Here is a 25,766-nt window from a genome sequence, read left to right as displayed (position 1 = left end):
AATGCGCCACGACGTCATCCTCGTCCTGCTGGACGGCCTCAACCACAGCGTCGCCCGCGACTGCATGGGGCATCTCCAGGCCCTCTGCGGCGCCGGCCGCGGCCAGTCGTACCGCCTGGAATGCGAGTTGCCTTCGCTGTCCCGGCCGCTCTACGAATGCATCCTCACCGGAGTGCCGCCGATCGATAGCGGCATCCTGCACAACGACGTGGTCCGCCTGAGCCAGGAACAGAGCCTGTTCCACTACGCCCGCGCGGCCGGCCTGAGTACCGCGGCAGCGGCCTACCACTGGGTCAGCGAACTGTACAACCGCGCGCCGTTCGACCCGGCCCGCGACCGCCACACCGACGACAGCGCACTGCCGATCCAGCGCGGACACTTCTACTGGAGCGACCACTATCCGGACTCGCACCTGTTCGCCGACGCGGAAAGCCTGCGCCGCCGGCACGCACCGAACTTCATGCTGGTCCACTCGATGAACATCGACGACGCCGGGCACAGGCACGGCCTCGCCAGCCCCGCCTACCGCAACGCCGCGCGGCGCGCCGACGCACTGCTGTCGGAATACCTGCACCAGTGGCTGGCGGCCGGCTACCAGGTGGCGATCACCGCCGATCACGGAATGAACGAGGACCGCAGCCACGGCGGCATCCTCGAGGAGGAGCGCGAGGTGCCGCTGTTCGTCTTCGGCGACGCCTTCAGCCGCGACGACCTGGCGCAACCGCTGCAGACCGACCTCTGCGGCACGCTCTGCGAAATCCTCGGCGCCGCCCACGACAAACCCGTCTGCCGGGAGCTGCTCGCCCCATGAAACGACTCTCCGGCAAATGGCTGGCGCTGCTGTTCCTGCTGCCCTTCGCGGCGTTCTTCGTGATTTTCCAGATAGCGCCGCTGGCCTGGGTCGCGCTGAACAGCCTGAAGGCCAGCGATGCCTGGAGCCTGGCCAACTACCTCGAGCTGTTCGGCTCGCCCTTCTACCGCCAGGCGATCCACCATAGCCTGGAGATCGCCGGCTGGTCGAGCCTGCTCGGCCTGCTCATCGCGGTGCTCGGCAGCCATTCGCTGCGCCACGTCGACAGCCGCCTGCGCGACTTCGTCATGGCCTTCTCCAACATGACCAGCAACTTCGCCGGGGTACCGCTGGCGTTCGCCTTCATCATCCTGCTCGGCTTCAACGGCGCGCTGACCCTGTTGCTCAAGCAGGCCGGCTGGATCGACGACTTCAATCTCTACTCGAAGACCGGCCTGATAATCCTCTACACCTATTTCCAGATCCCCCTCGGGGTGATGCTGCTCTACCCGGCCTTCGACGCCCTGCGCGAGGACTGGCGCGAGTCCGCCGCGCTGCTCGGCGCCAACGGCTGGCAGTATTGGCGACACATCGGCATCCCGGTGCTGACCCCGGCACTGCTGGGCACCTTCGTCATCCTCCTGGCCAATGCCCTCGGCGCCTACGCCACGGTGTACTCGCTGACCACCGGCAACTTCAACGTGATCCCGATCCGCATCGGCGCGCTGGTCGCCGGCGACGTGTTCCCCGACCCGAACATGGCCAGCGCGCTGGCCATGGTGCTGGTCGGCCTGATGACCCTGATCACCCTGGTCCACCAATGGCTGCTGCGCAGGAGCTACCATGTCGCGCGCTGATCGACGTCCTGCCGCGCTCTACCATCGCCTGGTGGTCTGCGCGCTGTTCCTGATCCTGGTCCTGCCGCTGGCGGCGACCCTGCTCTACTCGCTGGCCACCCAGTGGTCGGCGACCCTGCTGCCGGACGGCCTGACCCTGAAGTGGTACCTGACGCTGTGGAGCGACCAGCGCTTCCTGCTGGCCTTCGCCCGCTCGCTGCTGGTCTGCTTCGGCGCCCTGGCGTTCAGCGTGTTGCTGATCCTGCCGCTGATGTTCGTCATCCACTACCACTTCCCGCGCCTGGACGGCGTGATGAACGTGCTCATCCTGCTGCCCTTCGCGGTGCCGCCGATCGTCTCCTCGGTGGGCCTGCTGCAACTCTATGCCAGCGGGCCGCTGGAAATGATCGGCACGCCCTGGGTGCTGGTCGGCTGCTACTTCACCATCGCCCTGCCGTTCATGTACCGGGCGATCACCAACAACCTGCAGGCGATCAACCTGCGCGACCTGATGGACGCCGCCCACCTGCTCGGCGCCAGCACCTGGAAGGCGGCGCTGCTGGTCGTGCTGCCGAACCTGCGCAAGGGCGTGATGGTGGCCCTGCTGCTGTCGTTCTCCTTCCTCATCGGCGAATTCGTCTTCGCCAACCTGCTGGTCGGTACCCGCTACGAGACCCTGCAGGTGTTCCTCAACAACATGCGCAACAGCAGCGGCCACTACACCAGCGCAGTGGTGGTCTCCTACTTCGTGTTCGTCCTGGTCCTGACCTGGGCGGCCAACCGACTGAACAAGGACAAGGCCTGATCATGTCGTTCGTCAGCGTCGAACAGCTCGACAAGAGCTACGGTGCCACCAGCATCTTCCGCGATATCGACTTCGCCGCCGCCCGCGGCGAGTTCGTCACCCTGCTCGGCCCCAGCGGCTGCGGCAAGTCCACCCTGCTGCGTTGCATCGCCGGGCTGACCGAGGTCGACAGCGGGCGCATCCTCATCGACGGCGAGGATGTGGTGCCTTTGCCGCCGCAGAAGCGCGGGATCGCCATGGTGTTCCAGAGCTACGCGCTGTTCCCCAACATGACCGTGCAACAGAACGTCGCCTTCGGCCTGCGCATGCAGAAGGTGCCGGCGGCGGAACTGAAGCAGCGGGTCGCCGAAGCCATCGAACTGGTGGAACTGGGCGAGTACGCCGCACGCTACCCGCACCAGCTCTCCGGCGGCCAGTGCCAGCGGGTGGCGCTGGCCCGCTCGCTGGTGACGCGCCCGCGCCTGCTGCTGCTCGACGAGCCGCTGTCGGCCCTCGACGCGCGCATCCGCAAGCACCTGCGCGAACAGATCCGCCGCATCCAGCAGGAGCTGGGGCTGACCACGGTGTTCGTCACCCATGATCAGGAAGAAGCGCTGACCCTGTCCGACCGCATCGTCCTGATGAACGCCGGACGCATCGTCCAGAGCGGCGACGCGGAGACCCTCTACACCGCGCCGGAAAACGCCTTCGCCGCCGGCTTCATCGGCAACTACAACCTGCTCGACGCCGAACAGGCCAGCCGCCTGCTCGGCCAGCCCTGCGCGCAACAGGTGGCGATCCGCCCGGAATCCCTGCGCCTGGGCAACGAACCGAGCGAAGGCGTGCCGGCGCTGGTACGCTCGCACAGTCTGCTCGGCAACGTGATCCGTTACCGCGTCGAGGCCGCCGGGGTGGAACTCACCGTCGACGTCCTCAACCGCAGCGCAGACCGCCTGTATCCGGCCGGCAGTCAGCTGACGCTGGTCATCGATCGCAACAGTATTCGAGAGGTAGCTTGATGAGCCTGGTGATCTTCGACCTGGACGAGACCATGATCCACGGCGACTGCTCCAGCCTGTGGAGCCAGCGCATGGCGAGTCTCGGCTGGGTCGACGAATCCTTCGTCCGCCGCGACGCCGAACTGATGGAGCAGTACGCCGAGGGCAAGCTGTCCATGGACCTGTACATGGACTACACCCTGCAACCGCTGATCGGTCGCAGCGTCGAGGAAGTCGAGCGGGAAGTGGAAGCCTACGTCGAGGAGGTCATCGAGCCGCTGATCTACAGCGACGCCTGCGCCTGCCTGGCGCGCCACCGCAGCGCCAACGACCGGGTGCTGATCGTCTCCGCATCCGGGGTGCACCTGGTCAAGCCGATCGCGGCGCGGATCGGCGTCGACGAAGTCCTCGCCATCGATCTCGAAGTGCTCGACGGACACTACACCGGCCGCACCCTCGGCACCCTCACCTATCGCGAAGGCAAGGTATTGCGTCTGCTCGACCTGCTGGAAGGAGACGATCGCCAACTGGCCGACGCCTGGTTCTACTCGGATTCGCGCAACGACCTGCCGCTGCTGAAGCTGGTCGGCCATCCGAATACGGTCAATCCGGACCCGACCCTGCTCGCCTACGCCAAGGAAATGGGCTGGCCGGTCAACGCCTGGCGCTGACAGGCTCGCTGCGAAAGCGCGAGCGGATCGCGCTTTCCATCGCGTCGCCGAAGCGGCTCTTCAGGCCAGCGACGGGTCCACCACCAGCACGACCTTGCCCTGCACCTGGTTGCTCGCCAACGCCTCGAACGCCGCCTCGGCGTCGCCGATCGGGAAGGTTCGCTCCAGCTGCGCACGGAGTTTCCCGGCGGAGAACAATGGCCAGACCTTCAACCCCAGCTCGGCGATCAACTGCGCCTTGAACTCGGTATCGCGGGTACGCAGGGTCGAGCCGGTCAACTGGATACGCTTGCCTAGCAGTTGTGCCAGGTCCAGTTGCGCCTCGCGGCCGCCCATCAGGCCGATGATCACCCAGCGCCCGTCGCTCCGCAGCAGCTCCAGGTTCAACCCGGCATAGCGGGCACCGACCGGGTCGAGGATCACGTCGAACGGGGCGAAATCGCGCAGCGATTCCAGGCTCTGCTTGCGCAGCGCGCCACCGGCGGCGCCCAGGGATTCGCAGTAGGCCAGGCGTTCGGCAGAACCGACGCTGACCCAGCAGGGGTTGCCGAACGCCTTGCACAGTTGGATGCCGGCCGAACCGACGCCGCTGGCGCCGGCGTGCAGCAGCACTTTCTCGCCGGGCTGCAACGCCGCCAGTTGGAACAGGTTCAGCCAGGCCGTGGCGTAGACCTCCGGAATCCCCGCCGCCTCCGCCAGGCTCAGCCCTGCCGGGACCGGCAGTACGTGGCGCGCGTCCACCACCACTTCCTCGGCCATGCCGCCGCCGGCGAGCAGCGCGCAGACCCGGTCGCCGACCTGCCAGGTGCTGCCCGCGCCCACCTCGCTGACCACACCCGCACACTCGAGCCCCAGCGCCGGGCTGGCGCCGGGTGGCGGCGGGTAGAGGCCGGCCTTCTGCAACAGGTCGGCGCGGTTGAGTCCGGCGGCCGCCACGCGGATGCGGATTTCGCCCTGACCGCAGGACGGGGCGGCGATTTCCGACCACTCGACACGACCTTCGATACCTTGCAATGCGTTCACGCTGCCTCCATAGTGGGGTTGTCACGGCCCGATCACCCAGAGTCGGGCTTTTTGCATTGCGCCAAGGGAACCCGGCGCCGGCTAATAAGGCCTAATATGCGTCATTACTCCGCGATCAGTCGAATCAGCATGAAGCGTTTTCTGCCCCGTACCGCCCTGTTGCTCCTCCTCGGCGCCAGTTCGCTGCCGCTGTTCGCCTCGACCGCCGTCTCCGTCGGCAGCGCCCAGAATTCCTGGGACAGCCTGCAGCCGGACCGCGAGCAGGTCATCGCCAGCCTCAACGTGGTGGAGCTGCTCAAGCGGCACCACTACAACAAGCCGCCGCTGAACGATGAACGCTCGGCCAAGATCTACGACAGCTACCTGAAGATGCTCGATCCGGCGCGGATGTACTTCACCGCCGGCGACATCGCCGAGTTCGATCGCTGGCGCAACAGGTTCGACGACTTCCTCAAGAGCGGCGATCTCGATCCCGGCTTCGTCATCTACAAGCGTTACCTCGACCGCCTGAAAGGCCGTCTCGACTACGCCCTGGCGATGCTCGACAAGGGCGTCGACAAGATCGACTTCAGCGTCGACGAGAGCCTGCTGATCGACCGCGAGAAGGCCCCCTGGGCGAAGGACACCGCAGAGCTCGACGACCTCTGGCGCAAGAAGGTGAAGGACGAGGTCCTGCGCCTGAAGATCACCGGCAAGGACGACAAGGCGATCCAGGAACAGCTCACCAAGCGCTACAAGAACCAGCTGTCGCGCCTGAAGCAGACCCGCAGCGAAGACATCTTCCAGGCCTACATCAACGCCTTCGCCCAGTCCTACGATCCGCACACCCAGTACCTGTCGCCGGACAACGCGGAAAACTTCGACATCAACATGAGCCTCTCGCTGGAAGGCATCGGCGCGGTGCTGCAGAGCGACAACGACTACGTCAAGGTCGTACGCCTGGTGCCGGCCGGCCCGGCGGCGAAGAGCAAGCAGATCGCCACCTCCGACAAGATCATCGGCGTCGCCCAGGGCAAGGGCGAAATGGTCGACGTGGTCGGCTGGCGCCTGGATGAAGTGGTCAAGCTGATCCGTGGGCCGAAAGGCTCCCAGGTACGCCTGGAAGTGATTCCGGCGAGCAACGCGCCGAACGACCAGACCAGCAAGATCGTCGCCATCACCCGCGAGGCGGTGAAGCTGGAGGACCAGGCGGCGAAGAAATCCATCATCAAGGTCGACCACGAAGGCCGCAGCTACAAGCTCGGCGTGATCGACCTGCCGGCCTTCTACCTGGACTTCAAGGCCTACCGCGCCGGCGACCCGAACTACAAGAGCACCACCCGCGACGTGAAGAAGCTGGTCGCCGAATTGCAGAAGGACAAGGTCGACGGCATCGTCCTCGACCTGCGCAACAACGGCGGCGGCTCCCTGCAGGAAGCCACCGAGCTGACCGGCCTGTTCATCGACCAGGGCCCGACCGTGCTGGTGCGCAACAGCGACGGCCGCGTCGACGTGCTCAACGACGACGAAGGCAAGGCCTTCTATACCGGCCCGCTGGCGGTGCTGGTCAACCGTCTCTCGGCCTCCGCCTCGGAGATCTTCGCCGGCGCCATGCAGGACTACCACCGCGCGCTGATCCTCGGTGGACAGACCTTCGGCAAGGGCACCGTGCAGACCATCCAGCCGCTCAACCACGGCGAACTGAAGCTGACCCTGGCGAAGTTCTACCGAGTCTCCGGGCAGAGCACCCAGCACCAGGGCGTGATCCCGGACATCAGCTACCCGTCCATCGTCGACGACAAGGAAATCGGCGAAAGCGCCCTGCCCGACTCGATGCCCTGGGACACCATCCGCCCGGTGGTGAAGGACGAGGCCAACCCGTTCAAGCCGTTCCTCGCGCAACTCAAGGCCCAGCACGACGCGCGCACCGAGAACAACGCCGACTTCGTCTACGCCCGCGAGCGCCTGGCGCTGGCCCAGGAGCTGATGAAGGAGAAGACCGTCAGCCTGAACGAGGCCAAGCGCCGCGCCCAGCAGACCAGCATCGAGAACCGCCAGTTGGCCATGGAGAACGCCCTGCGCAAGTCCAAGGGCCAGGAGCCGCTGAAGGAACTCAAGCGCGAGGACGAGAACGCCCTGCCGGAAGAGGACGACAAGACCAAGCCGCAGGACGACGCCTACCTCACCGAGTCCGGGCACATCCTGCTGGACTACCTGAACCTCAACTCGGCGGTGGCCAAGCACTGAGTTCAGCGGGAGCGTCATAAAACAGTCATGGGACTGTCGTGAAATACGGGGCCGGTTGCACAACCGGCCCTTTTTCATTGCGACGAGAGCGTTCCATGACCGTCACCGAGCAGTTGAGCGCCCTGGACAGCATCCTGGCCCACGGCGACCTGCACTGCCTGTTCCAGCCCATCCTCTCGCTTTCCGAACGGCGTCTGGTCGGCTACGAAGCGCTAACCCGCGGTCCGTCCAACAGCCCGCTGCACTCGCCCCTGGCGTTGTTCGCCGTGGCCCGCCAATGCGGACGGCTGAGCGAACTGGAACTGCTCTGCCGACAACGCGCCTTCAGCCGCTTCCGCGACATCCAGGGCGACGCCATGCTGTTCCTCAACGTCTCTCCGGAGTCCCTCCTCGAAGCCGGCCATCCGCCCGGCCGCACCCTGCAATTGCTGCAACAGCTGGGGATCTCGCCGAACCGGGTGGTGATCGAACTGACCGAACAGACCCCCATCGACGACTTCGACCTGCTCGACACCGCGCTGCACCACTATCGCGCCATGGGCTTCTCCATCGCCCTCGACGACCTCGGCGCTGGCTACTCCAGCCTGCGCCTGTGGTCGGAACTGCGTCCGGACTACGTGAAGATCGACCGCCACTTCGTCGACGGCATCCACCTGGACACCGTGAAACGCGAGTTCGTCGGCTCCATCCTGAAGATGGCCCGAGCCTCTCGCGCCCAGGTCATCGCCGAAGGCATCGAACTGCCCGAGGAACTGGCGGTGCTTAGCGAGATGGGGGTCGACCTGGTGCAAGGCTATCTGTTCGGCCGCCCGCAGGAACACCCGGCGAGCGACGTACAACAGATGCTGCCCAGCGCTGGCGCCCCCAGCCAGTCTTCCAGCGACGAGCACGGCGACCTGCGTGCGCTGCTGCTGGAACAGCGCGCGGTCGACGTTCGCACCTCGACCCAGGAAGTGGTGGAAATCTTCCGCCGCCAGGCCAACCTGAACTCCCTGGCGATCCTCGACGAAGAGGGGCGTCCCATCGGCATCGTCCATCGCCACGCGCTCACCGACGCCTTGCTCCGGCCCTTCGCCTGCGACCTGTTCCTGCGCAAGCCGATCAGCCGCCTGATGAGCGACGATTTTCTCGCCGTGGAACTCGGCCAGACCCTGCAGCAGGTCAGCCGCCTGCTGACCAGCCGCGCACGCCAGCGTATCGAGGAAGATTTCATCGTCACCCGCGGCGGGCACTATGCGGGCATGGGCCGGGTGATCGACGTGCTCAGGCTGATCACCGAGGAAAAGCTCCAGCAGGCGCGACACGCCAATCCGCTCACCTTGCTTCCCGGCAACGTGCCGATCCAGCAATGCCTCGAACGCCTGCTGCAACAAAGGCGCGAGGCGGTGATCTGCTACATCGACATCGACAGCTTCAAACCCTTCAACGATCTCTACGGCTACGCCCGCGGCGACGAGGTCCTGCTGTGCCTGGCACAGTGCCTGAGCGAACGGATCGACCCGGGCAGCGACTTCGTCGGCCACATCGGCGGCGACGACTTCATGCTGGTGCTCGGCCCCGAGGACTGGCGCACACGGATCGACCGGTTGCTGGAAACCTTCCAGAGCCAATGCCAGCGCTTCTACAGCCGCGAGCACCTGGAAGCCGGCTGTTTCGTTGCGCACAACCGCCATGGCCAGCGCGAGGAGTACCCGCTGCTGTCATTATCCGTCGGCGTGGTGCATCTACCGGCCGAAGCCTGCCAGGGAATGGATGCCGCGCACCTGGCGACGCTGGCCTCCGAGGCCAAGCGCCAGGCCAAGGCGGTGCCAGGCTACAGCCTGCACCTGATCGAGGCCGCCTGAACCGTTCGTTCAGCTAGAGACCGAGCGCGGACGCCCGTTGCGCATAGTGCTCGGCGCGCTCGCTGTCCGGCGCCAGGCCCGGGCCTCCATCGCGGTAGAGTTCCGCCAGCTTGCGCGCCGCCAGCGGGTGGCCCGCCTCTGCCGCTTGCGCCCAGTGGCGGCTGGCTGCCAGCGCGTCGGGCGCTTGCCGGCTGTCGCCCTTGAGCGCCTGCACGCCGAGCTGGTAGGCCGCTTTCCCATCACCCGCGCTGGCAGCCAGGCGCAGCAGGCGCAGTCCCTCCTCGCGCGCGCCGAAGCCCTGTCCACGGAACAGCAGCAGGTGACCGTAGAACGCCTGGGCGTCACGGTGTCCGAGGTTGGCCATGCGCGAGAACTGCCCCTGCATCCACTGCCAGGCTCGCGGCTGCTTGACCAGCCAGGGCCAGCCCAGCAACTGCCGGGCCACGCCGTAACCGAGGCGGGCGCGCAGGCGCCAGATCCATTCAGAGTTCATCGGGATACTCGAATTCGAAGACACGGACCACTTCCGCCGCATGCCAGCCAGCCGCGGCCGGGCCGTCCGGCGGACCGGAAAAACGCCCGAGGCGCTCCACGCACTCGAAGAAACCGGTGCGTGGCAAGCGGCTTGCGCCCTGGCTGATGACCAGCGAACTGCGCAACGGACGCCCCGAGCGCGCATCCAGCGATGCCAGGTGCTCGAGAGCCGCAGTGAGGGTGGTCATCGCCGGAGTCGGCAGCTGCAGGCGCTCGATCAGCGCCCGGTAGGTGAGCAGATGACGCTGGCGACGCGCATCCTCGATTTCCAGCAGCAGGCTATCCCAGTGTTTACGGCTGATCAGCACACTCAAGGTCAGGCCCCCGTCGCTTTGCCCAGCACACGCTCCAGGGCGAACAGGATGGCCTCGCTGGCCTCGCGTTCGCCGCGTTCGATCATCGCCATGTAGGAAGGACTGATACCGACCTCCCGGGCCACCTGTTCCAGGCTCAGGCCGCGCGCCTCGCGGCGCTCCAGCAGACTCGCGGAAGGCGGCGCCGGCGCGGTCGTCTCCACCGCGACACTGGCGGCCGGGCGACCAGCGGCGGCCAGCAACGCCTGGTATTCGGCCCAGGGCAACACCGCGTATTCCGCCTCGCCGTCTCGCGTGATCACTTGGACATTCATGTCGGTCTCCTTGCAAGCCGCCATCTTATCAGGCACCGCGCCGCTGCGGACTGGCTATACTGCTGCCCTGGTCACACAGTCTGCCTGGTGGAGGAGCCCACGGGTGCGCCGGAGAAGTCTTGGTTTGTGCATCCTGCTGGGAGTCGGACAGGCCTTCGCCGGCGAGCTGCGCTGGGGCTTCAGCCCCGCCGACGGCATGCCCTATGTGGACATCGTCGATCACCAGCTGCAAGGCGGCTTCACCCGCCAGTTGGGGGAGCGGGTCGCGCAGCGGCTGGGATTGTCGCTGCGTTTCGTGGAAACGCCGAACCGAAGGATCGACGGCTTCATGGCCAGCGGACATATTCACGTGATCTGCAACTCCAACCCCGGATGGGATAGCAAACCCGAACGCTACCATTGGTCTCCCGCCCTCTTCGAAGAGCAGGACGTCCTGCTGCAGCGCGACGACCGTCCGGCGATCCGCGACTTCGCCGAGCTGCGCGGCAAGACCCTGGGTACAAGTCTAGGCTATGTCTACGCGGACGATCTCATGCAGGCCTTCGCTGCCGGGGAAATTCGCCGCGAAGATACCCGCGACCTGGCCAGTCGCGTGCAGATGCTCAAGCGTTCGCGCCTGGACGCCGCAGTGGACATGCGCCGCCCGCTGCTCTACCTGACGCGCCAGCATCCCGAGCTGGGCCTGAGCGTCAGTCCGCTGGTACTGCAGAGCTATCGGATGCACTGCATCTATGGCGGACAACTGCCGGTCCCCGTCGAAAGTATGGACCGGGTGCTCGACGAGATGGTCAGGGACGGCAGCATCGAGCGCCTGCTGGAAAACAGCCTGCGAACCCCTCAGGAACCCTGAACGCGCTCCGCCCTGGGAGCCGGCAGCTCTCGCAGCGCCTGCTGCGTCTCGACGGCCTGGGCGTCGCGCCAGACCTTGAAGGCATCCAGCTCGGACTGCCAGCGACGCACTACCCAGGCCAGGACGGCGAGATCGTCGAGCAAGCCGACACCGAAGATGAAGTCGGGGACGATATCCACCGGCGAAAGGAAATAGGCCAGCGCCGCGATCACCGAGAGCAACGCCTGGCGGCTGAGTCCGCGGTATTCGCCGCGAACCCAGGCCACCAGCAGTTCCTGCAGCAGGCGCAGGTCGCTCTTCACCAGCTTCAGGCGCGAGCGCTTGCGTGCTACCGCAATCAACAAGGCGGGCACCCGGCCACGGGCCAGGAAACGTTCCGCGATCCCCAGGTAACGACTGAATCCTCGTGGTGCATCCATCCTTCCACCTCGCTCAAGCGCTTGCCGCCGAGGCTCTCCGGGTTATCCACGCATACTGTGGATAACCTTGTGAACAGCCCCCCCTTCCGTCGGCGAGAAGCCCGTCGCTACAGGCTTTCCGACAGATCGGACACTTTTTAGACAATGCTCTAAAAGCATTGAAAATCAAGGGTTTGACCTAGCGCAACGGACAACCCGAGGTCAATACCGTAGGTCGGGTCGACGTGCGACAAATGTGTGCATAAGGGTAACACCGGCCGTGCCCTCGACCTGTTTTCAGACCCTCGCGGCAGCGCCTGGGTTCAGCCGAATCCGCAAATGAAAACGCCCCGTCATGGACGGGGCGTTTCATGCATCGCGGCGGAAGAATTACTTCTTCGCGTCCGCCTTGGCTTCGGGCTGCGCTGCGGCACCGGCCTCGGGCTCCGCGTCCGGCTTGGACGGATCCTTGATGCCGAGCAGTTCCATGTCGAAGACCAGTACCGAGTTGGCCGGGATCGCCGGGCTCGGGCTCTGCGCGCCGTAGGCCAGCTCGCTGGGGATGTACAGCTTGATCTTCTCGCCGACGTGCATCAGTTGCAGGGCTTCGACCCAACCCGGGATCACGCCGCTGACCGGCAGGTCGATCGGGCTGCCGCGCTCGATGGAGCTGTCGAAGACGGTGCCATCGGTCAGGCGGCCTTCGTAGTGGACGGTCACCACGTCGGTGGCCTTCGGTTGCGGGCCATCGGCCTTCTTCACGATTTCGTACTGGAGGCCGGAAGCGGTGGTGGTCACGCCGTCGCGCTTGCCGTTTTCCTCGAGGAATTTCTTGCCGGCCTTGGCGTTTTCGTCGCCGATGGCGGCCATCCGCTCCTCGGCACGTTTCTGCAGGAAGGCGAAGGCTTCGGTCAGCTCTTCATCGGTGAGCTGCTGCTTCTTCTTGCCGAGGGCGTCTTCGATGCCCTTGGCGACGGCTTTCGAATCCAGGTCGTCCATGCCTTCCTGGGACAGGCTCTTGCCCATGTTCAGGCCGATACCATAGGAAGCTTTCTGCGCCGGGGTCTTCAACTCAACGTTGGTCTGCGAATCGCAGCCGGAGAGAACCAGACCGACCAGTGCGATCGCTGCTGCCAACCGATGTTGTTTCATGCTGAGTCCTTTAATCTGTTCGCCGCTCGGGCATATTCGATGAAGCCGCGAGCTTAGCAGGCTGTCGCGACCAGTGGCTATGGGCAATAGGAACAGGTGCGCGCGGATAAGTTCAAGGCCGAACTTTCCGAAAAATGAAGGAGATAGCAGAACGAACGCGTGGAACGAGGACAGAAGAACAGCGGAAAGGAAGCGTCGAAAAACGTCGAATTATGAAGCGGGAAGGAAGCGCAAGAGATACAGCGAAGGAAGGAAATGGCGCAGCGGACGGGACTCGAACCCGCGACCCCCGGCGTGACAGGCCGGTATTCTAACCGACTGAACTACCGCTGCGCGTAACTTGCGAGATTGGTGGGTGATGACGGGATCGAACCGCCGACCCTCTGCTTGTAAGGCAGATGCTCTCCCAGCTGAGCTAATCACCCTTCACTCTCGAAGTGGGGCGCATTCTACGGAGCGATTCGCCCCCTGGCAAGCCCCTCGATGAAAAAAATTTTCTGCCGTTCCAAGGAGTTAGCGACGGACCGGGGTTGGCCTGAGCCGCCAGCGGCGGAATAATGGGTCCTTTGTGCCCGGAGAGAACGACCCCATGTGGTTCCGCAATCTGCTCGTCTACCGCCTCACCCAGGATCTGCAACTGGATGCCGATTCCCTCGAGAAAGCCCTCGGCGAAAAACCCGCCCGCCCCTGCGCCAGCCAGGAGCTGACCACCTACGGCTTCACCGCGCCGTTCGGCAAAGGCCCGGACGCACCGCTGGTACACGTCAGCCAGGACTTCTTCCTGATCTCGGCACGCAAGGAAGAGCGCATCCTGCCGGGCAGCGTCGTGCGTGACGCACTGAAGGAAAAGGTCGACGAGATCGAGGCCCAGCAGATGCGCAAGGTCTACAAGAAGGAACGCGACCAGTTGAAGGACGAGATCGTCCAGACCCTGCTGCCGCGCGCCTTCATCCGCCGCTCCAGCACCTTCGCCGCGATCGCGCCAAGCCTCGGCCTGATCCTGGTCGACTCGGCCAGCGCGAAGAAGGCCGAAGACCTGCTCTCGACGCTGCGCGAAGCGCTCGGCTCCCTGCCGGTACGCCCGCTGAGCGTGAAGGTCGCGCCGACCGCGACCCTCACCGACTGGGTCAAGACCCAGGAAGCCGCCGGCGACTTCCACGTGCTCGACGAATGCGAGCTGCGCGACACCCACGAGGATGGCGGCGTGGTCCGCTGCAAGCGCCAGGACCTGACCAGCGAGGAAATCCAGCTGCATCTCACCGCCGGCAAGCTGGTCACCCAGTTGTCCCTGGCCTGGTCGGACAAGCTGTCCTTCGTCCTCGACGACAAGCTGGCGGTCAAGCGCCTGCGCTTCGAAGACCTGCTGCAGGAGCAGGCGGAAAAGGACGGCGGCGAAGACGCCCTCGGCCAGCTCGATGCCAGCTTCACCCTGATGATGCTGACCTTCGCCGAATTCCTTCCGGCGCTCTTCGAGGCCCTCGGCGGCGAAGAAATCCCCCAGGGCGTCTGACGCCCCGCTCTCCCGGCGGCGCCCGCCGCTGGGAGAGTCGCGCCCGGCATGGCAGACTGGCGGCCGTCCAATAACAAGGAAAGCCCATGCGTGCCCTGACCGCCCTGAGCCGTTTCGTCAGCGCCAGCTTCCCGTTCTGGGTCCTGCTGTTCGCCATCCTCGCCTTCTTCCGGCCGGCCTGGTTCCTCCCGCTCACCGTCGCCATCGCGCCGCTGCTCGGCCTGGTGATGTTCGGCATGGGCCTGACGCTCAAGGGCGAAGACTTCCGCGAGGTCGCCCGGCACCCCATACGGGTGCTGATCGGCGTGCTGGCCCAGTTCGTCATCATGCCCGGCCTGGCCTGGCTGCTCTGCCGCCTGTTGCAGTTGCCGGCGGAGATCGCGGTGGGCGTGATCCTGGTCGGCTGCTGCCCCGGCGGCACCGCTTCCAACGTGATGACCTGGCTGTCCCGTGGCGATGTCGCCCTGTCGGTGGCGATCACCTCGGTGACCACCCTGCTCGCCCCGCTGGTCACGCCGGCGCTGGTCTGGCTGCTGGCTTCGGCTTGGCTGCCGGTGTCGTTCGCGGCGATGTTCCTGTCGATCCTCCAGGTGGTGCTGGTGCCCATCGCCCTCGGCCTGCTGGCACAGCGCCTGCTCGGCGAGCGCACCCGGCAGGTGGCGGAGGTGCTGCCGCTGGTCTCGGTATTCAGCATCGTGGTGATCATCGCCGCGGTGGTGGCCGCCAGCCAGGCGCGGATCGCCGAGTCCGGCCTGCTGATCATGGCCGTGGTGATGCTGCACAACGGCTTCGGCCTGTCGCTCGGCTATCTCACCGGCAAGCTGACCGGCATGCCGCTGGCACAGCGCAAGGCCCTGGCCATCGAAGTCGGCATGCAGAACTCGGGGCTCGGCGCGGCGCTGGCCAACGCCCATTTCTCGCCCCTGGCAGCGGTGCCCAGCGCGCTGTTCAGCGTCTGGCACAATCTCTCCGGTTCGCTGCTGGCCGCCCTGTTCCGGCGTACGCCGCGTTGAACTGGGTCCCGGTCGGGAAGCCTTGTCCCGACCGATGAACCATGCAAAATACCGCACGCAGTGAGGACGACCTCACCACCCGCCTCCGGCCGGTGATCGAATGGGGACGGCCCCGCCACCCGTTGCCCTGGAGATCGCCATGTCCTGGATCATCCTGTTTTTCGCCGGCCTGTTCGAAGTGGGCTGGGCCGTTGGTCTGAAATACACCGAAGGCTTCAGCAAGCCGCTTCCCACGGTCCTCACGGTGCTCGCCATGCTGGTCAGCCTGGGCCTGCTCGGCCTGGCCATGAAGCACCTGCCGCTGGGCACCGCCTATGCCGTCTGGACCGGGGTCGGCGCGGTCGGCACAGTAATCGCCGGGATCGTCCTGTTCGGCGAATCCATGGCATTGCTGCGCCTGGCCAGCGTCGCGCTGATCGTCTGCGGACTGGTCGGCCTCAAGCTGAGCCATTAGACATCCATCGAATATGCTCCGAGGGGTATCGCTTTCCGCAGTTTTATCGCGTACTCTGCGACCACTGTGCTTGCTTGGGTCACAGTGAATCGTGACCTGGTGTGGTAGATCTCGGTCCGCTCATCGCCTCGGCTCCTCGTACTCTTTGCAACTCAGTACCTACCGGCTCGGATATTTCCGTCGCCGCAATCAACTTTGTTTCAGGAGTTACACCATGTCGAATCGTCAGAACGGCACCGTAAAATGGTTCAACGACGCCAAAGGCTTCGGCTTCATCACCCCGGAAAGCGGTAACGACCTGTTCGTTCACTTCCGTTCCATCCAGGGCACCGGCTTCAAGAGCCTGCAGGAAGGCCAGAAGGTTTCCTTCGTGGTCGTCAACGGCCAGAAAGGCCTGCAAGCCGACGAAGTACAAGTTATCTAACTTGTAGTTCGCCAAAAAAAGCCCCGGCATCGCCGGGGCTTTTTCGTTTCTGCGGATCGATCAGCGAGCTTCGCCGCGCAAGCTCGTCACCCGCGCCTGCAGGTCGAGGCGCTCCACCGCCCCCGGCGCCACCGATTCGCCGGCCACCAGGCTTACCCGCGACCACAGGCGGCGGAAGAAGCCCTTGTTCGGGTCGCGGCTGAAGAAGCTGCCCCACAGGCCCTGCAGCGCCATGGGGATCACCGGAACCGGGGTTTCCTCGATGATCCGCTCGATCCCGGCGCGGAACTCGTTCATCTCGCCGTCGGCGGTCAGCTTGCCTTCAGGGAAGATGCACACCAGCTCCCCGTCCCTCAGGTAGTCGGCGATGCGCTGGAAGGCGCGTTCGTAGATCCCTTCGTCCTCGTGGCGCGCCGCTATGGGCACCGCGCCGGCGGTGCGGAAGACGAAGTTGAGCACCGGCAGCGAGAAGATCCTGTAGTACATGACGAAGCGCACCGGCCGCCGGATCGAGCCGGCGATCAGCAGCGCGTCCACGTACGAGACGTGGTTGCACACCAGCACCGCCGCTCCCTCGTCCGGGATCGCCTCCAGGTTCACATGCCGGACCCGGTACATGGTGTGGCTGAGCAGCCAGACCAGGAAGCGCATGGTGAATTCCGGGACGATCTTGAAGATGTACACGTTCACCGCGACGTTCATCAGCGACAGGGCGAGGAACAGCTGCGGGATCGACAGCTTGGCGACGCTGAGGAAGAGGATCGAGACCAGCGCAGCGGCGACCATGAACAGGGCGTTGAGGATGTTGTTGGCGGCGATCACCCGGGCCCGCTTGTCCTCGTCGGTGCGCGCCTGGATCAGGGCGTACAGCGGTACGATATAGAAGCCGCCGAAAATGCCGATGAACAGGATGTCGGCCAGCACCGCCCAGGTCTCATGGTGGCGCAGCACCGCCAGCCAGTCGTAGGGCACCTCGCCTGGGGGAATGCCGCCGGCGTGCCACCAGAGGAGGATGCCGAAGACGGTCAGGCCGATCGAGCCGAACGGCACCAGGCCGATCTCCACCTTGCGACCGGAAAGCTTCTCGCAAAGCATCGAGCCCAGCGCGATGCCCACCGAGAACACGGTGAGGATCAGGGTCACCACGCTTTCGTCGCCGTGCAGCCATTCCTTGGCGAAGGTCGGGATCTGCGTCAGGTAGACCGCGCCGAGGAACCAGAACCAGGAGTTGCCCACCAGCGAGCGCGAGACCGCCGGGCGCTGGCCGAGCCCCAGGCGGAGGATGCTCCAGGACTGGGCGAAGATGTTCCAGTCGAGCTTCAACCCCGGCAGCGCCGCCGCCGCTCGCGGAATGCCGCGGCTGGCCAGGTAGCCGCAGGCGGCCACCAGCACCACCGCGGTGGCCACCGCCGCCGCGTAATGCGCATGGGACATCAGCACGCCGGCGCCGATGGTGCCGGCCAGGATCGCCAGGAAGGTGCCCATCTCCACCAGCGCGTTGCCGCCGACCAGTTCGTCCTCGTGCAGGTGCTGGGGCAGGATCGAATACTTCACCGGGCCAAATAGCGCCGAGTGGGTGCCCATGGCGAACAGCGCGACGAACATCAGCGGCAGGCTGCCGAAGACGAAGCCGGCAGCGCCGACCAGCATGATGCCTACCTCGGCCAGCTTCAGCGCGCGCATCAGCGCGTCCTTGTTGTACTTCTCGCCGAACTGTCCGCCCAGTGCCGAGAACAGGAAGAACGGCAGGATGAACAGCAGTGCGCAGAGGTTGACCAGCAGGCTGCGGTCGCCGCTGACGCTGAGGTGATAGAGGATGGCGAGGATCAGCGACTGCTTGAAGATGTTGTCGTTGAAGGCGCCGAGCAGCTGGGTGATGAAGAACGGCAGGAAACGCCGCTTGCCCAGCAGGGCGAATTGCGAATGTTGGGTCATCGTCCTTGTTACCTTGCGTGGCCGCCGAAAGGAAGCCCGTCATCGATTGGACTGCATGGACCGCGGATCAGGCCACAGCGTTCCGATGGAAATTCCGCGCCCATCATAGAACAGGCGTCCGCGTTACCGCAGGACGCCTGTCGTCGGACGATGCGCCAAGTCGCATCCGAATATTCAGAAACCGACGCTGGCCTGCATGAACAGCGTTCGCGGCTGACCCACGTAGATTCCCGAATTGTTGTCGCTGGAGCGGGTGAAATACTGCTTGTCGAACAGGTTCTTCACCCCGAGTCCGAGCTTCAGGTTCGACGCCTGCGGGCCGAAGTCGTAGCCGACGCGGGCATTCCAGGTCACGTAGCCGGGAATGTCGCCGTACTGGCCGTCGGCGCTGGGCTCGGTGATGTAGTTGTGGGTGAAGTTGCCCTGGCTGTCGGTGCTCAGCCCTGGCGCGCGCTGCATGGACTGGGCGAAGGCGTCGAGGTTGTAGGTCCAGCGGTCGACCTCGTAGCGCACCCCGGCGGTGGCCACCTGGCGCGAGTAGAGCGGCAGGTCGCGCCCCTTGAAGGAGGGAATGTCGCCTTCGTAGGTGGCGCGGGTATAGGTGAGGCTGCCGTAGACCGACAGGCCGTCCAGGCGCGGATCGAGAGCGGCGAAGTCATAGTGGCCGGAAGTCTCGATGCCCTGGTGCTTGGTGGCGCCGAGGTTGGTCCAGCCGACGTCGTTGCTGACGTACTGCAGCTCGTCGTCGAAGTCGATGTAGAACAGCGTGATCTCGCCGCCCCAGCTGCCGTTGTCGTAGCGCGTGCCCAGTTCGTAGGTCTTGGCCTTCTCCGGCTCCAGGCCGGCGGCGGTATCGTTGCCGCTGCCGCCCTGGCCGAGCTGGAAGTACTGCAGGCTGCCGAACGATTCGGAGTAGTTGGCGAACAGCTTCCACTCGTCGCTCAAATGATACATCAGGCTCAGCGCCGGCAGCGGTTCGTTGTAGTCCTTGCTGCGCTTCTTCTCCTGCACCGGCTTGCCGTTCAGGCCGAGCACCGGGCGGTCGCGCCAGTCGCTGTCGATCTTCTCGAAGCGGATGCCGGGGGTGATGGTCCAGTTGCCGACATCGATCTTGTCGTCGATGTAGAAGGCGCTGGCCTCGGTACCGCCGGTACGGTCCTGGTAGGTATGGCCGTCCGAGCCGGGACGCACGGTCGGCACATTGTCGACCAGGGCCAGCTGACTGGCGCGCTCGTTCATCGCTTCCTTCAGGTAGCGGTAGCCGATGCCGATCTCCTGGGTGGTCGGGCCGGCGAAGAAGATCCGCGAGACCCGCGGCTCCACCGCGAACACATGGTAGTCGCGCGGGTACGAGGTGATGGTCCTGAGGTTGCGCGCGGCGATGCTGCTGCCGCGGAAACTGTCGCTGTAGTAGGTGAGCACCTCGAACTGGGTGAGGTCGTCGACCTGGCGGGTGTACTTCAGCGAGAAGTCCTTGCGCCGACCACGGAAGTTGTCCCAGTCGCGCACCGACTGGAAGGGATCGTCGTCGTACTGCGCCTGGGTCAGGCCGCCCGGCATATCGGCGTAGGCGTCGTAGTAGTGGAAGTTGGCCGCCAACTGGTCGCTGTCGGTGAGCTGCCAATGGGTCTTGAGCAGCACGTCGTCGATATCGTTGTCGTTGTTGCCGTCGCGGTAGTCGGCGCCCTTCACCCCGGAATACAGCAGCGCCACGCCCAGGCCGTTGTCGGCGGTCCCGCCGAGGAACGCCTGGTTGAGCTTCTTCCAGCCGCCGTGGCCGGCATGCTCGATGGTGGTGCCGATTTCGCCGGAGAACTTCTCCGGAATCGCCCGGGTCACGAAGTTGATCACCCCGCCGACGTTCTGCGGGCCGTAGCGCACCGAGCCGGCGCCGCGCACGACGTCGATGCTCTCCAGGTTGCCGATGGACAGCGGCATCATCGACAGCTGCGGCTGGCCGTAGGGCGCCACCGCCGCCGGCACGCCGTCGATCATCACCGTCGAGCGCGGCGACAGGCGTGAAGTCAGGCCACGCACCCCGACGTTCAGGGAGATGTCGCTGCCGCCGGTACCGTTGTTGTCCTGCACTTGCACGCCGGGCACCTTGCGCAGCACGTCGCGGACGTTCTGCGCACCGCTCTCGAGCATTTCCCGACGACGCACCACGCTGCGCGCACCGGGATGGTTCTGCACCACCGCCTGGTCGGCTTCGCCCAGCCAGTCGCCGACCACGGTGACCGTGCCCAGCTCCTTGGCTTCCTCTTCGGCCTGCGCCGCCTGCATGGACACACCCAGCGCGATGGCGACGGCCAGGCGCGACAACGAACTCACGGACGACATCGAGGCTCCCCCAGGGACGCAGGAAAAAGTGGGGCGCAAAATTACGGCAAATCGTAAAGAACGTAAATACAAATGATTTGCAAATGTGAGCTTGACTTATTCGTAGATCGTCAAGGATGAGCGCGCGCAGGCCGAGCGGTATTCACCCGGTGCCACGCCGTAGGCCTGCTTGAACTGGCGACCGAGGTGGCTCTGGTCGGCGAAGCCCAGCTCCAGGGCCACCTCCAGCGGCGCCCGGCCGCTCTTGAGCAGTGCCCTGGCCTGCTCCAGGCGGCGCTGCCTGAGCCAGGCGTGGGGCGGCATGCCGGTGGCGCGACGGAAGACCCGGGCAAAATGGAACGGGGACAGATTGACCGCCGCCGCCAGTTCCTCCAGCGAAGGCGGATCGAGCAACCGCGCCGCCAGCAGTTCGCGGGCACGGGCCACCGGCAACGGCTCCTGCCCGGCCTTCGGCGCTTCTGGCAGGCGGGCGTGGCGACGGAACAGGGCGAGCACCGTCTCACGCCAGCGGGTCTGGGTTTCCAGGCTGTCGGCATGCTCGGCCAGCAGGCGGTGCAAGTGGACGAAGGCGCGTGCCAGGGGCTGGTCGTGGATCACGCTGTCGGCGAAGCGCGGCACGCCGCCATGATGGATTTCCAGCTCGTCGAGAATCCCGTCGATCTGTTCCATTTCCGGGTAGTAGCCGCGATAGAGCCAACCGGCATCATGGGCCTTGGAGCCGGTGTGCACTTCGTCGGGGTTGATCAGCACCATGCTGCCCAGCGGGGCCAGGTGCTCGCCGCCACGATGGCGGAAGCGCTGCGCGCCCTGCTCGATGATGACCAGGGCGAAGCTGCTGTGCACGTGCGGCGCGAAGCGCTGCTCCACATAGCGCGCGTGCAGCAGTTCGACGCCGCCCAGTTCGGCGGCGCGCCAGAAATGCGTGTGTTCTCCGCTCGTCTCGTCCGGCACTGCCGTCTCCTCGTTCGCCCGTCCGGACGGGCCGCCCAGCATACCGCAGGAGCGACGGAACCGGCTTCAGCCGGTGAAGCTGGCTTCCAGCACCGCCTTGACCTGCGGCCATTCGTGGTCGGTGATGCTGTAGACGAAGGTGTCGTCTAGCCGCCCGCCGGCCAGCCGCCGGTGGTTGCGCAGCACGCCCTCGCGCTGCGCGCCGAGCTTGTCGATGGCGCCCTGGGCGCGCAGGTTGCTCGCCGCCGTGCTGAGCTGCACGCGGACCATGCGCAGGTTGTCGAAGGCATGCTTGAGCATCAGGTACTTGATCATGCGGTTCAGGCCGCTGCCGTGCTGGGCCTGGTCGAGCCAGGTCCAGCCGATCTCGCAGGCCGGCAAGGCGGGAAGGAACTCGGCGAAGCGCGTGGTCCCGACCAGTTGCACGCCGAGGCGGACGGCGAGCGGCAACGCCCTGCCCTCGCGCTGCTCGGCGAGGCTCTGGCGGTACCAGTCCGGCCGCGTCGGTCCGTCCATGTACTGCAGCGCCTCGCGGTTGGCTTCGGCGAGGCTCACCAGCTCGGGAATGTCCGCTTCCACCAGCGGCTCGAGACGCAAGGCTCCGCGCTGCAGGGTGATCGGTAGCGGCTTGAACATGGGCGCCCTCCTCGACATCGACGCAAAACTCCGCTCCCATCAGAGCGTAGCGGCCGCGTTTAGTGCCGCAGCCGAAACCGGCTACGATGAACGGACAGCCGGCCGCCGGGGCCGTCCGCGCTCACGCAGCCCGGCACGCTACCAACTCCGCGCGTCCGGCTCAAGCATGCGTGCGACCTTGGTCGCAGGCGGCCTGACGCGCGGGCCGACAAGTGCGAAACTGGCGCGAAAGCAAGACCCCCGCCTCACGCCAGCTTCACGCGGGGACATCATCGGAGTTCGCATGTCGCTGTCCATCGGGCTGATCGCCGTGGTCGCCCTGGTCTACATGGCCATCCTGTTCGCCATCGCCTTCTATGGCGACCGTCGCCGCACCCCGCTCTCACCCCGCCTGCGCGCCTGGGTCTACAGCCTCTCCCTGGCAGTGTACTGCACCAGCTGGACCTTCTTCGGCGCGGTCGGCCAGGCCACCGACCAGCTCTGGTCGTTCCTGCCGATCTACCTCGGACCGGTGTTGCTGATGCTGTTCGCGCCCTGGGTGCTGCAGAAGATGATCATGATCAGCAAGCAGGAGAACATCACCTCCATCGCCGACTTCATCGCCGCCCGCTACGGCAAGTCGCAGGCGCTGGCGGTGGTGGTGGCGCTGATCTGCATGGTCGGCGTGCTGCCCTACATCGCCCTGCAACTGAAAGGCATCGTCCTCGGGGTGAACCTGCTGATCGGCTCCGGCGCCGACTCCACCGGTACCCGCGCCCAGGACACGGCGCTGATCGTGTCACTGGTGCTGGCGCTGTTCACCATCGTCTTCGGTACCCGCAGCCTGGATGTCACCGAACACCACCGCGGCATGGTCCTGGCCATCGCCTTCGAGTCGCTGGTCAAGCTCACCGCCTTCCTCGCCGTGGGCATCTTCGTCACCTTCGGCCTCTACGACGGCTTCGCCGATCTCTTCTCCCAGGCCCGCGCCGCGCCGCAGTTGGCCGACTACTGGGAAGAGACCGTGCACTGGCCGGCGATGCTGCTGCAGACCGGCGTGGCGATGACCGCGATCATGTGCCTGCCGCGGCAATTCCACGTCACCGTGGTGGAGAACATCGAGCCGCGCGACCTCAACCTGGCGCGCTGGGTGTTCCCCATCTACCTGGTGCTGGCCGCGTTGTTCGTGGTGCCGATCGCCCTCGCCGGCCAATTGCACCTGCCCGCCGGGGTAATGCCGGACTCCTTCGTCATCAGCCTGCCGCTGGCCGAGGCGCACCCGGCGCTGGCCCTGCTGGCATTCATTGGCGGCGCCTCGGCCGCCACCGGAATGGTCATCGTCGCCAGCGTCGCGCTGTCGACCATGGTCTCCAACGACATGCTCCTGCCGTGGCTGCTGCGACGCCGGGAAAAGGACACCGAACGGCCCTTCGAGGCCTTCCGTCACTGGCTGCTGACCGTACGCCGGGTGAGCATCGCGGTGATCCTGCTGCTCGCCTACGTGGCCTACCGCCTGCTCGGCTCCAGCGCCAGCCTGGCGACCATCGGCCAGATCGCCTTCGCCGCCATCGCCCAGCTCGGCCCGGCGATGATCGGCGCGCTGTACTGGAAACAGGCCAACCGCCGCGGGGTCTTCGCCGGCCTCGCCGCCGGCTCGCTGCTGTGGGCCTATACGCTGGTCCTGCCGGTGGTGGCCAAGGGCCTCGGCTGGCCGCTGGAGCGCATCCCCGGCCTGACCTGGCTGGCAAGCAATCCCTTCGGCCTGCCGATCGAGCCGCTGACCCAGGGCGTGCTGATCTCGCTGGTCGGCAACTTCGCCCTGTTCGGCCTGGTCTCGGTGCTCTCGCGCACCCGCGTGTCCGAGCACTGGCAGGCCAGCCGCTTCATCGGCCAGGAGATCTCCCAGCGGCAGAACTCGCGCTTCATGCTCGCGGTGCAGGTGGAAGACCTGCTGATGCTCGCCGCGCGTTTCGTCGGCGAGGAACGCGCGCGGCAAAGCTTCATCCGCTTCGCCTACCGCCAGGGCAAGGGCTTCACCCCGAACCAGACCGCCAACAACGAGTGGATCGCGCACACCGAGCGCCTGCTCGCCGGGGTCCTCGGCGCGTCCTCGGCGCGGGCGGTGGTGAAGGCCGCCATCGAAGGGCGCGAGATGCAGGTGGAGGACGTGGTGCGGATCGCCGACGAAGCCTCCGAGGTGCTGCAATTCAACCGCGCCCTGCTGCAGGGCGCGATCGAGAACATCACCCAGGGCATCAGCGTGGTCGACCAGTCGCTGCGCCTGGTGGCCTGGAACCACCGCTACCTGGAGCTGTTCGAGTACCCGGACGGGCTGATCTACGTCGGCCGGCCGATCGCCGACATCATCCGCTACAACGCTGATCGCGGCCTGTGCGGGCCCGGCGATCCGGACATGCACGTGGCCAAGCGCCTGTACTGGATGCGCCAGGGCACTCCGCACACCTCCGAGCGGCTGTTCCCCAACGGCCGGGTCATCGAGCTGATCGGCAACCCGATGCCCGGCGGCGGCTTCGTCATGAGCTTCACCGATATCACTGCCTACCGCGAGGCCGAACAGGGCCTCAAGGGCGCCAACGAGTCGCTGGAACAGCGGGTCCAGGAGCGTACCCAGGAACTCTCGCAGTTGAACCAGGAACTCAGCGAGGCGAAGAGCAACGCCGAGGCCGCCAACCAGTCGAAGACCCGCTTCCTCGCCGCCGTCAGCCACGACCTGATGCAGCCGCTGAACGCCGCGCGGCTGTTCTCCGCCGCCCTCGCCCACCAGGACGCGCTGCCCGGCGAGGTCCGCGACCTGGTGCAGCACCTCGACTCGTCGCTGCGTTCCGCCGAGGACCTGATCACCGACCTGCTGGACATCTCGCGCCTGGAAAGCGGCCGGGTCAGCGCCGAACGCAACCCATTCCCGCTGAACAACCTCTACGATGCCCTCGGCGTCGAGTTCAAGGCGCTGGCCCAGGAACAGGGCCTGCATTTCCGCCTGCGCGGCAGCCAGCTGCGGGTGGACAGCGACATCAAGCTGCTGCGGCGCATCCTGCAGAACTTCCTGACCAACGCTTTCCGCTACGCCAAGGGCCACGTGCTGCTCGGCGTGCGCCGCGAGGACGGCTACCTGCGCCTGGAGGTCTGGGACCAGGGGCCGGGCATCCCACCGGACAAGCAGAAAGTCATCTTCGAAGAGTTCAAGCGCCTGGACAGCCACCAGACCCGCGCGGAGAAAGGCCTCGGTCTCGGCCTGGCGATCGCCGACCGGCTCTGCAAGGTCCTCGGCCATCCGCTGGAAGTACGTTCCTGGCCGGGCAAGGGCAGCGTCTTCAGCGTCCGCGTACCGCTGGCGCGGCAGGCGCCGCCGGCCCTGGCCAACGGCCACAAGGCCGAACCGGCGCAGGCGCTGAACGGCGCCCAGGTGCTCTGCGTGGACAACGAGGACAGCATCCTCGCCGGCATGAACAGCCTGCTCAGCCGCTGGGGCTGCCAGGTCTGGACCGCGCGCAGCCGCGAGGAATGCGCCACGCTGCTGGACAGCGAGATGCGCCCGCAACTGGCGTTGATCGACTATCACCTGGACGACGGCGAGACCGGTACGCAATTGATGGCCTGGCTGCGCACGCGCCTGGGCGAGCCGGTGCCGGGCGTGGTGATCAGCGCCGACGCGCGGCCGGAACTGGTGGCGGAGATCCACGCCGCCGGCCTCGACTACCTGTCCAAGCCGGTCAAGCCGGCCGCGTTGCGGGCCCTGCTCAGCCGCCATCTGAGCCTGCGCTGAGCGGGC

23 protein-coding genes and 2 tRNA genes are annotated in these 25,766 nt (G+C 66.0%); 13 read left to right on the top strand and 12 right to left on the bottom strand.

What is annotated here, in order from left to right; genetic code table 11:
* Position 1 precedes the first annotated feature (1 nt).
* Genes ACM0M4_RS09690 through ACM0M4_RS09670 form a run of 5 tightly spaced genes read left to right on the top strand, consistent with a single transcriptional unit; the run spans position 2 to position 4,079 of the window.
* Positions 2 to 811 carry an alkaline phosphatase family protein gene (locus ACM0M4_RS09690; RefSeq protein WP_003114798.1) on the top strand — a complete coding sequence of 270 codons (810 nt, stop codon included), beginning with the start codon at positions 2 to 4 and terminating at the stop codon, positions 809 to 811.
* Entirely contained in the window at positions 808 to 1,647 is an 840-nt protein-coding gene (locus ACM0M4_RS09685; RefSeq protein ID WP_016263228.1) for an ABC transporter permease, read from the top strand. Before ACM0M4_RS09690 ends, ACM0M4_RS09685 begins: the two co-directional genes overlap by 4 nt.
* Positions 1,634 to 2,431: an ABC transporter permease gene (locus ACM0M4_RS09680; protein ID WP_003091589.1), complete on the top strand. Its 798-nt coding sequence runs from the start codon at positions 1,634 to 1,636 to the stop codon at positions 2,429 to 2,431. The genes ACM0M4_RS09685 and ACM0M4_RS09680 overlap by 14 nt, the downstream gene beginning before the upstream one ends.
* Positions 2,432 to 2,433: 2 nt before the next feature.
* A complete protein-coding gene (locus ACM0M4_RS09675; protein WP_003109170.1) occupies positions 2,434 to 3,429 on the top strand; it encodes an ABC transporter ATP-binding protein in 996 nt (331 codons plus the stop codon).
* A 32-nt stretch (positions 3,430 to 3,461) separates the two neighbouring features.
* Entirely contained in the window at positions 3,462 to 4,079 is a 618-nt protein-coding gene (locus ACM0M4_RS09670) for an HAD family hydrolase (RefSeq protein ID WP_134568645.1), read from the top strand.
* 60 nt (positions 4,080 to 4,139) lie between these two features.
* Here ACM0M4_RS09670 and ACM0M4_RS09665 read toward each other — a convergent pair whose 3' ends face one another.
* Positions 4,140 to 5,102, bottom strand: coding sequence for an NAD(P)H-quinone oxidoreductase (locus ACM0M4_RS09665; protein ID WP_003091592.1), 963 nt, complete (start codon positions 5,100 to 5,102; stop codon positions 4,140 to 4,142).
* 129 nt (positions 5,103 to 5,231) lie between these two features.
* Between ACM0M4_RS09665 and ACM0M4_RS09660 the strand changes: the two genes are divergently transcribed.
* Both ACM0M4_RS09660 and ACM0M4_RS09655 read left to right on the top strand, forming a co-directional pair.
* Positions 5,232 to 7,328, top strand: coding sequence for a carboxy terminal-processing peptidase (locus ACM0M4_RS09660; protein WP_221345532.1), 2,097 nt, complete (start codon positions 5,232 to 5,234; stop codon positions 7,326 to 7,328).
* A 95-nt stretch (positions 7,329 to 7,423) separates the two neighbouring features.
* Positions 7,424 to 9,172, top strand: coding sequence for a bifunctional diguanylate cyclase/phosphodiesterase (locus ACM0M4_RS09655; protein WP_034011643.1), 1,749 nt, complete (start codon positions 7,424 to 7,426; stop codon positions 9,170 to 9,172).
* A gap of 13 nt (positions 9,173 to 9,185) precedes the next feature.
* Here ACM0M4_RS09655 and ACM0M4_RS09650 read toward each other — a convergent pair whose 3' ends face one another.
* Genes ACM0M4_RS09650 through ACM0M4_RS09640 form a run of 3 tightly spaced genes read right to left on the bottom strand, consistent with a single transcriptional unit; the run spans position 9,186 to position 10,334 of the window.
* Positions 9,186 to 9,665, bottom strand: a complete 480-nt coding sequence (locus ACM0M4_RS09650) for a tetratricopeptide repeat protein (RefSeq protein ID WP_003091595.1) — start codon at positions 9,663 to 9,665, stop codon at positions 9,186 to 9,188.
* Positions 9,655 to 10,020, bottom strand: a complete 366-nt coding sequence (locus ACM0M4_RS09645; protein ID WP_003114793.1) for a hypothetical protein — start codon at positions 10,018 to 10,020, stop codon at positions 9,655 to 9,657. The genes ACM0M4_RS09650 and ACM0M4_RS09645 overlap by 11 nt, the downstream gene beginning before the upstream one ends.
* Before the next feature lie 2 nt (positions 10,021 to 10,022).
* The gene (locus ACM0M4_RS09640; protein ID WP_003114792.1) at positions 10,023 to 10,334 is read right to left on the bottom strand and encodes a helix-turn-helix domain-containing protein; all 312 of its coding nucleotides are present in this window, start codon (positions 10,332 to 10,334) and stop codon (positions 10,023 to 10,025) included.
* 103 nt (positions 10,335 to 10,437) lie between these two features.
* Here ACM0M4_RS09640 and ACM0M4_RS09635 point away from each other — a divergent pair, with 103 nt between their 5' ends.
* Positions 10,438 to 11,184 (top strand): substrate-binding periplasmic protein, encoded by a 747-nt coding sequence (locus tag ACM0M4_RS09635; protein WP_003091598.1) that lies wholly within the window; start codon positions 10,438 to 10,440, stop codon positions 11,182 to 11,184.
* On the opposite strand, the gene ACM0M4_RS09630 is transcribed toward ACM0M4_RS09635, so the two are convergent.
* The 4 genes from ACM0M4_RS09630 to ACM0M4_RS09615 form a co-directional block, all read right to left on the bottom strand.
* Positions 11,172 to 11,603: a YkvA family protein gene (locus ACM0M4_RS09630; RefSeq protein ID WP_003091599.1), complete on the bottom strand. Its 432-nt coding sequence runs from the start codon at positions 11,601 to 11,603 to the stop codon at positions 11,172 to 11,174. The genes ACM0M4_RS09635 and ACM0M4_RS09630 overlap by 13 nt on opposite strands.
* A gap of 369 nt (positions 11,604 to 11,972) precedes the next feature.
* Positions 11,973 to 12,734: an FKBP-type peptidyl-prolyl cis-trans isomerase gene (locus ACM0M4_RS09625; protein WP_003091600.1), complete on the bottom strand. Its 762-nt coding sequence runs from the start codon at positions 12,732 to 12,734 to the stop codon at positions 11,973 to 11,975.
* A 256-nt stretch (positions 12,735 to 12,990) separates the two neighbouring features.
* Positions 12,991 to 13,067: transfer RNA gene (locus ACM0M4_RS09620), tRNA-Asp, on the bottom strand.
* 16 nt (positions 13,068 to 13,083) lie between these two features.
* Positions 13,084 to 13,159 (bottom strand) — tRNA-Val (locus ACM0M4_RS09615).
* Positions 13,160 to 13,323: 164 nt separating this feature from the next.
* Between ACM0M4_RS09615 and rdgC the strand changes: the two genes are divergently transcribed.
* From rdgC to ACM0M4_RS09595, 4 genes are all read left to right on the top strand, one after another.
* Entirely contained in the window at positions 13,324 to 14,244 is a 921-nt protein-coding gene (gene rdgC, locus ACM0M4_RS09610; RefSeq protein ID WP_003091601.1) for a recombination-associated protein RdgC, read from the top strand.
* An 86-nt stretch (positions 14,245 to 14,330) separates the two neighbouring features.
* Positions 14,331 to 15,257: a bile acid:sodium symporter family protein gene (locus ACM0M4_RS09605; protein ID WP_016852625.1), complete on the top strand. Its 927-nt coding sequence runs from the start codon at positions 14,331 to 14,333 to the stop codon at positions 15,255 to 15,257.
* 139 nt (positions 15,258 to 15,396) lie between these two features.
* Positions 15,397 to 15,711: a quaternary ammonium compound efflux SMR transporter SugE gene (gene sugE / locus ACM0M4_RS09600; protein ID WP_023115145.1), complete on the top strand. Its 315-nt coding sequence runs from the start codon at positions 15,397 to 15,399 to the stop codon at positions 15,709 to 15,711.
* Between the two features lie 214 nt (positions 15,712 to 15,925).
* The gene (locus ACM0M4_RS09595; RefSeq protein ID WP_003091604.1) at positions 15,926 to 16,135 is read left to right on the top strand and encodes a cold-shock protein; all 210 of its coding nucleotides are present in this window, start codon (positions 15,926 to 15,928) and stop codon (positions 16,133 to 16,135) included.
* A 60-nt stretch (positions 16,136 to 16,195) separates the two neighbouring features.
* Here ACM0M4_RS09595 and ACM0M4_RS09590 read toward each other — a convergent pair whose 3' ends face one another.
* The 4 genes from ACM0M4_RS09590 to ACM0M4_RS09575 all read right to left on the bottom strand — a co-directional run bounded on the left by ACM0M4_RS09590 (position 16,196) and on the right by ACM0M4_RS09575 (position 22,015).
* Positions 16,196 to 18,070 carry an MFS transporter gene (locus ACM0M4_RS09590; RefSeq protein ID WP_023128709.1) on the bottom strand — a complete coding sequence of 625 codons (1,875 nt, stop codon included), beginning with the start codon at positions 18,068 to 18,070 and terminating at the stop codon, positions 16,196 to 16,198.
* A gap of 174 nt (positions 18,071 to 18,244) precedes the next feature.
* Positions 18,245 to 20,410 (bottom strand): TonB-dependent receptor family protein, encoded by a 2,166-nt coding sequence (locus ACM0M4_RS09585; RefSeq protein ID WP_003091606.1) that lies wholly within the window; start codon positions 20,408 to 20,410, stop codon positions 18,245 to 18,247.
* A 96-nt stretch (positions 20,411 to 20,506) separates the two neighbouring features.
* On the bottom strand, positions 20,507 to 21,361 hold the full coding sequence (locus tag ACM0M4_RS09580) for an AraC family transcriptional regulator (protein ID WP_012613852.1): 855 nt from the start codon (positions 21,359 to 21,361) through the stop codon (positions 20,507 to 20,509).
* 66 nt (positions 21,362 to 21,427) lie between these two features.
* Positions 21,428 to 22,015: a GNAT family N-acetyltransferase gene (locus ACM0M4_RS09575; RefSeq protein ID WP_012613851.1), complete on the bottom strand. Its 588-nt coding sequence runs from the start codon at positions 22,013 to 22,015 to the stop codon at positions 21,428 to 21,430.
* A gap of 265 nt (positions 22,016 to 22,280) precedes the next feature.
* Here ACM0M4_RS09575 and ACM0M4_RS09570 point away from each other — a divergent pair, with 265 nt between their 5' ends.
* Complete coding sequence (locus ACM0M4_RS09570) at positions 22,281 to 25,760, top strand: PAS domain-containing hybrid sensor histidine kinase/response regulator (RefSeq protein WP_003117605.1); 3,480 nt, start codon at positions 22,281 to 22,283, stop codon at positions 25,758 to 25,760.
* Positions 25,761 to 25,766 lie beyond the last annotated feature (6 nt).

Origin of the sequence: Pseudomonas sp. 18-147 (assembly GCF_051048045.1) — a bacterium.
Classification (GTDB): Bacteria; Pseudomonadota; Gammaproteobacteria; order Pseudomonadales; family Pseudomonadaceae; genus Pseudomonas; species Pseudomonas aeruginosa.
Note: the sequence above shows the minus strand (reverse complement) of the source record. Positions and strands in the feature narration are given on the sequence as shown.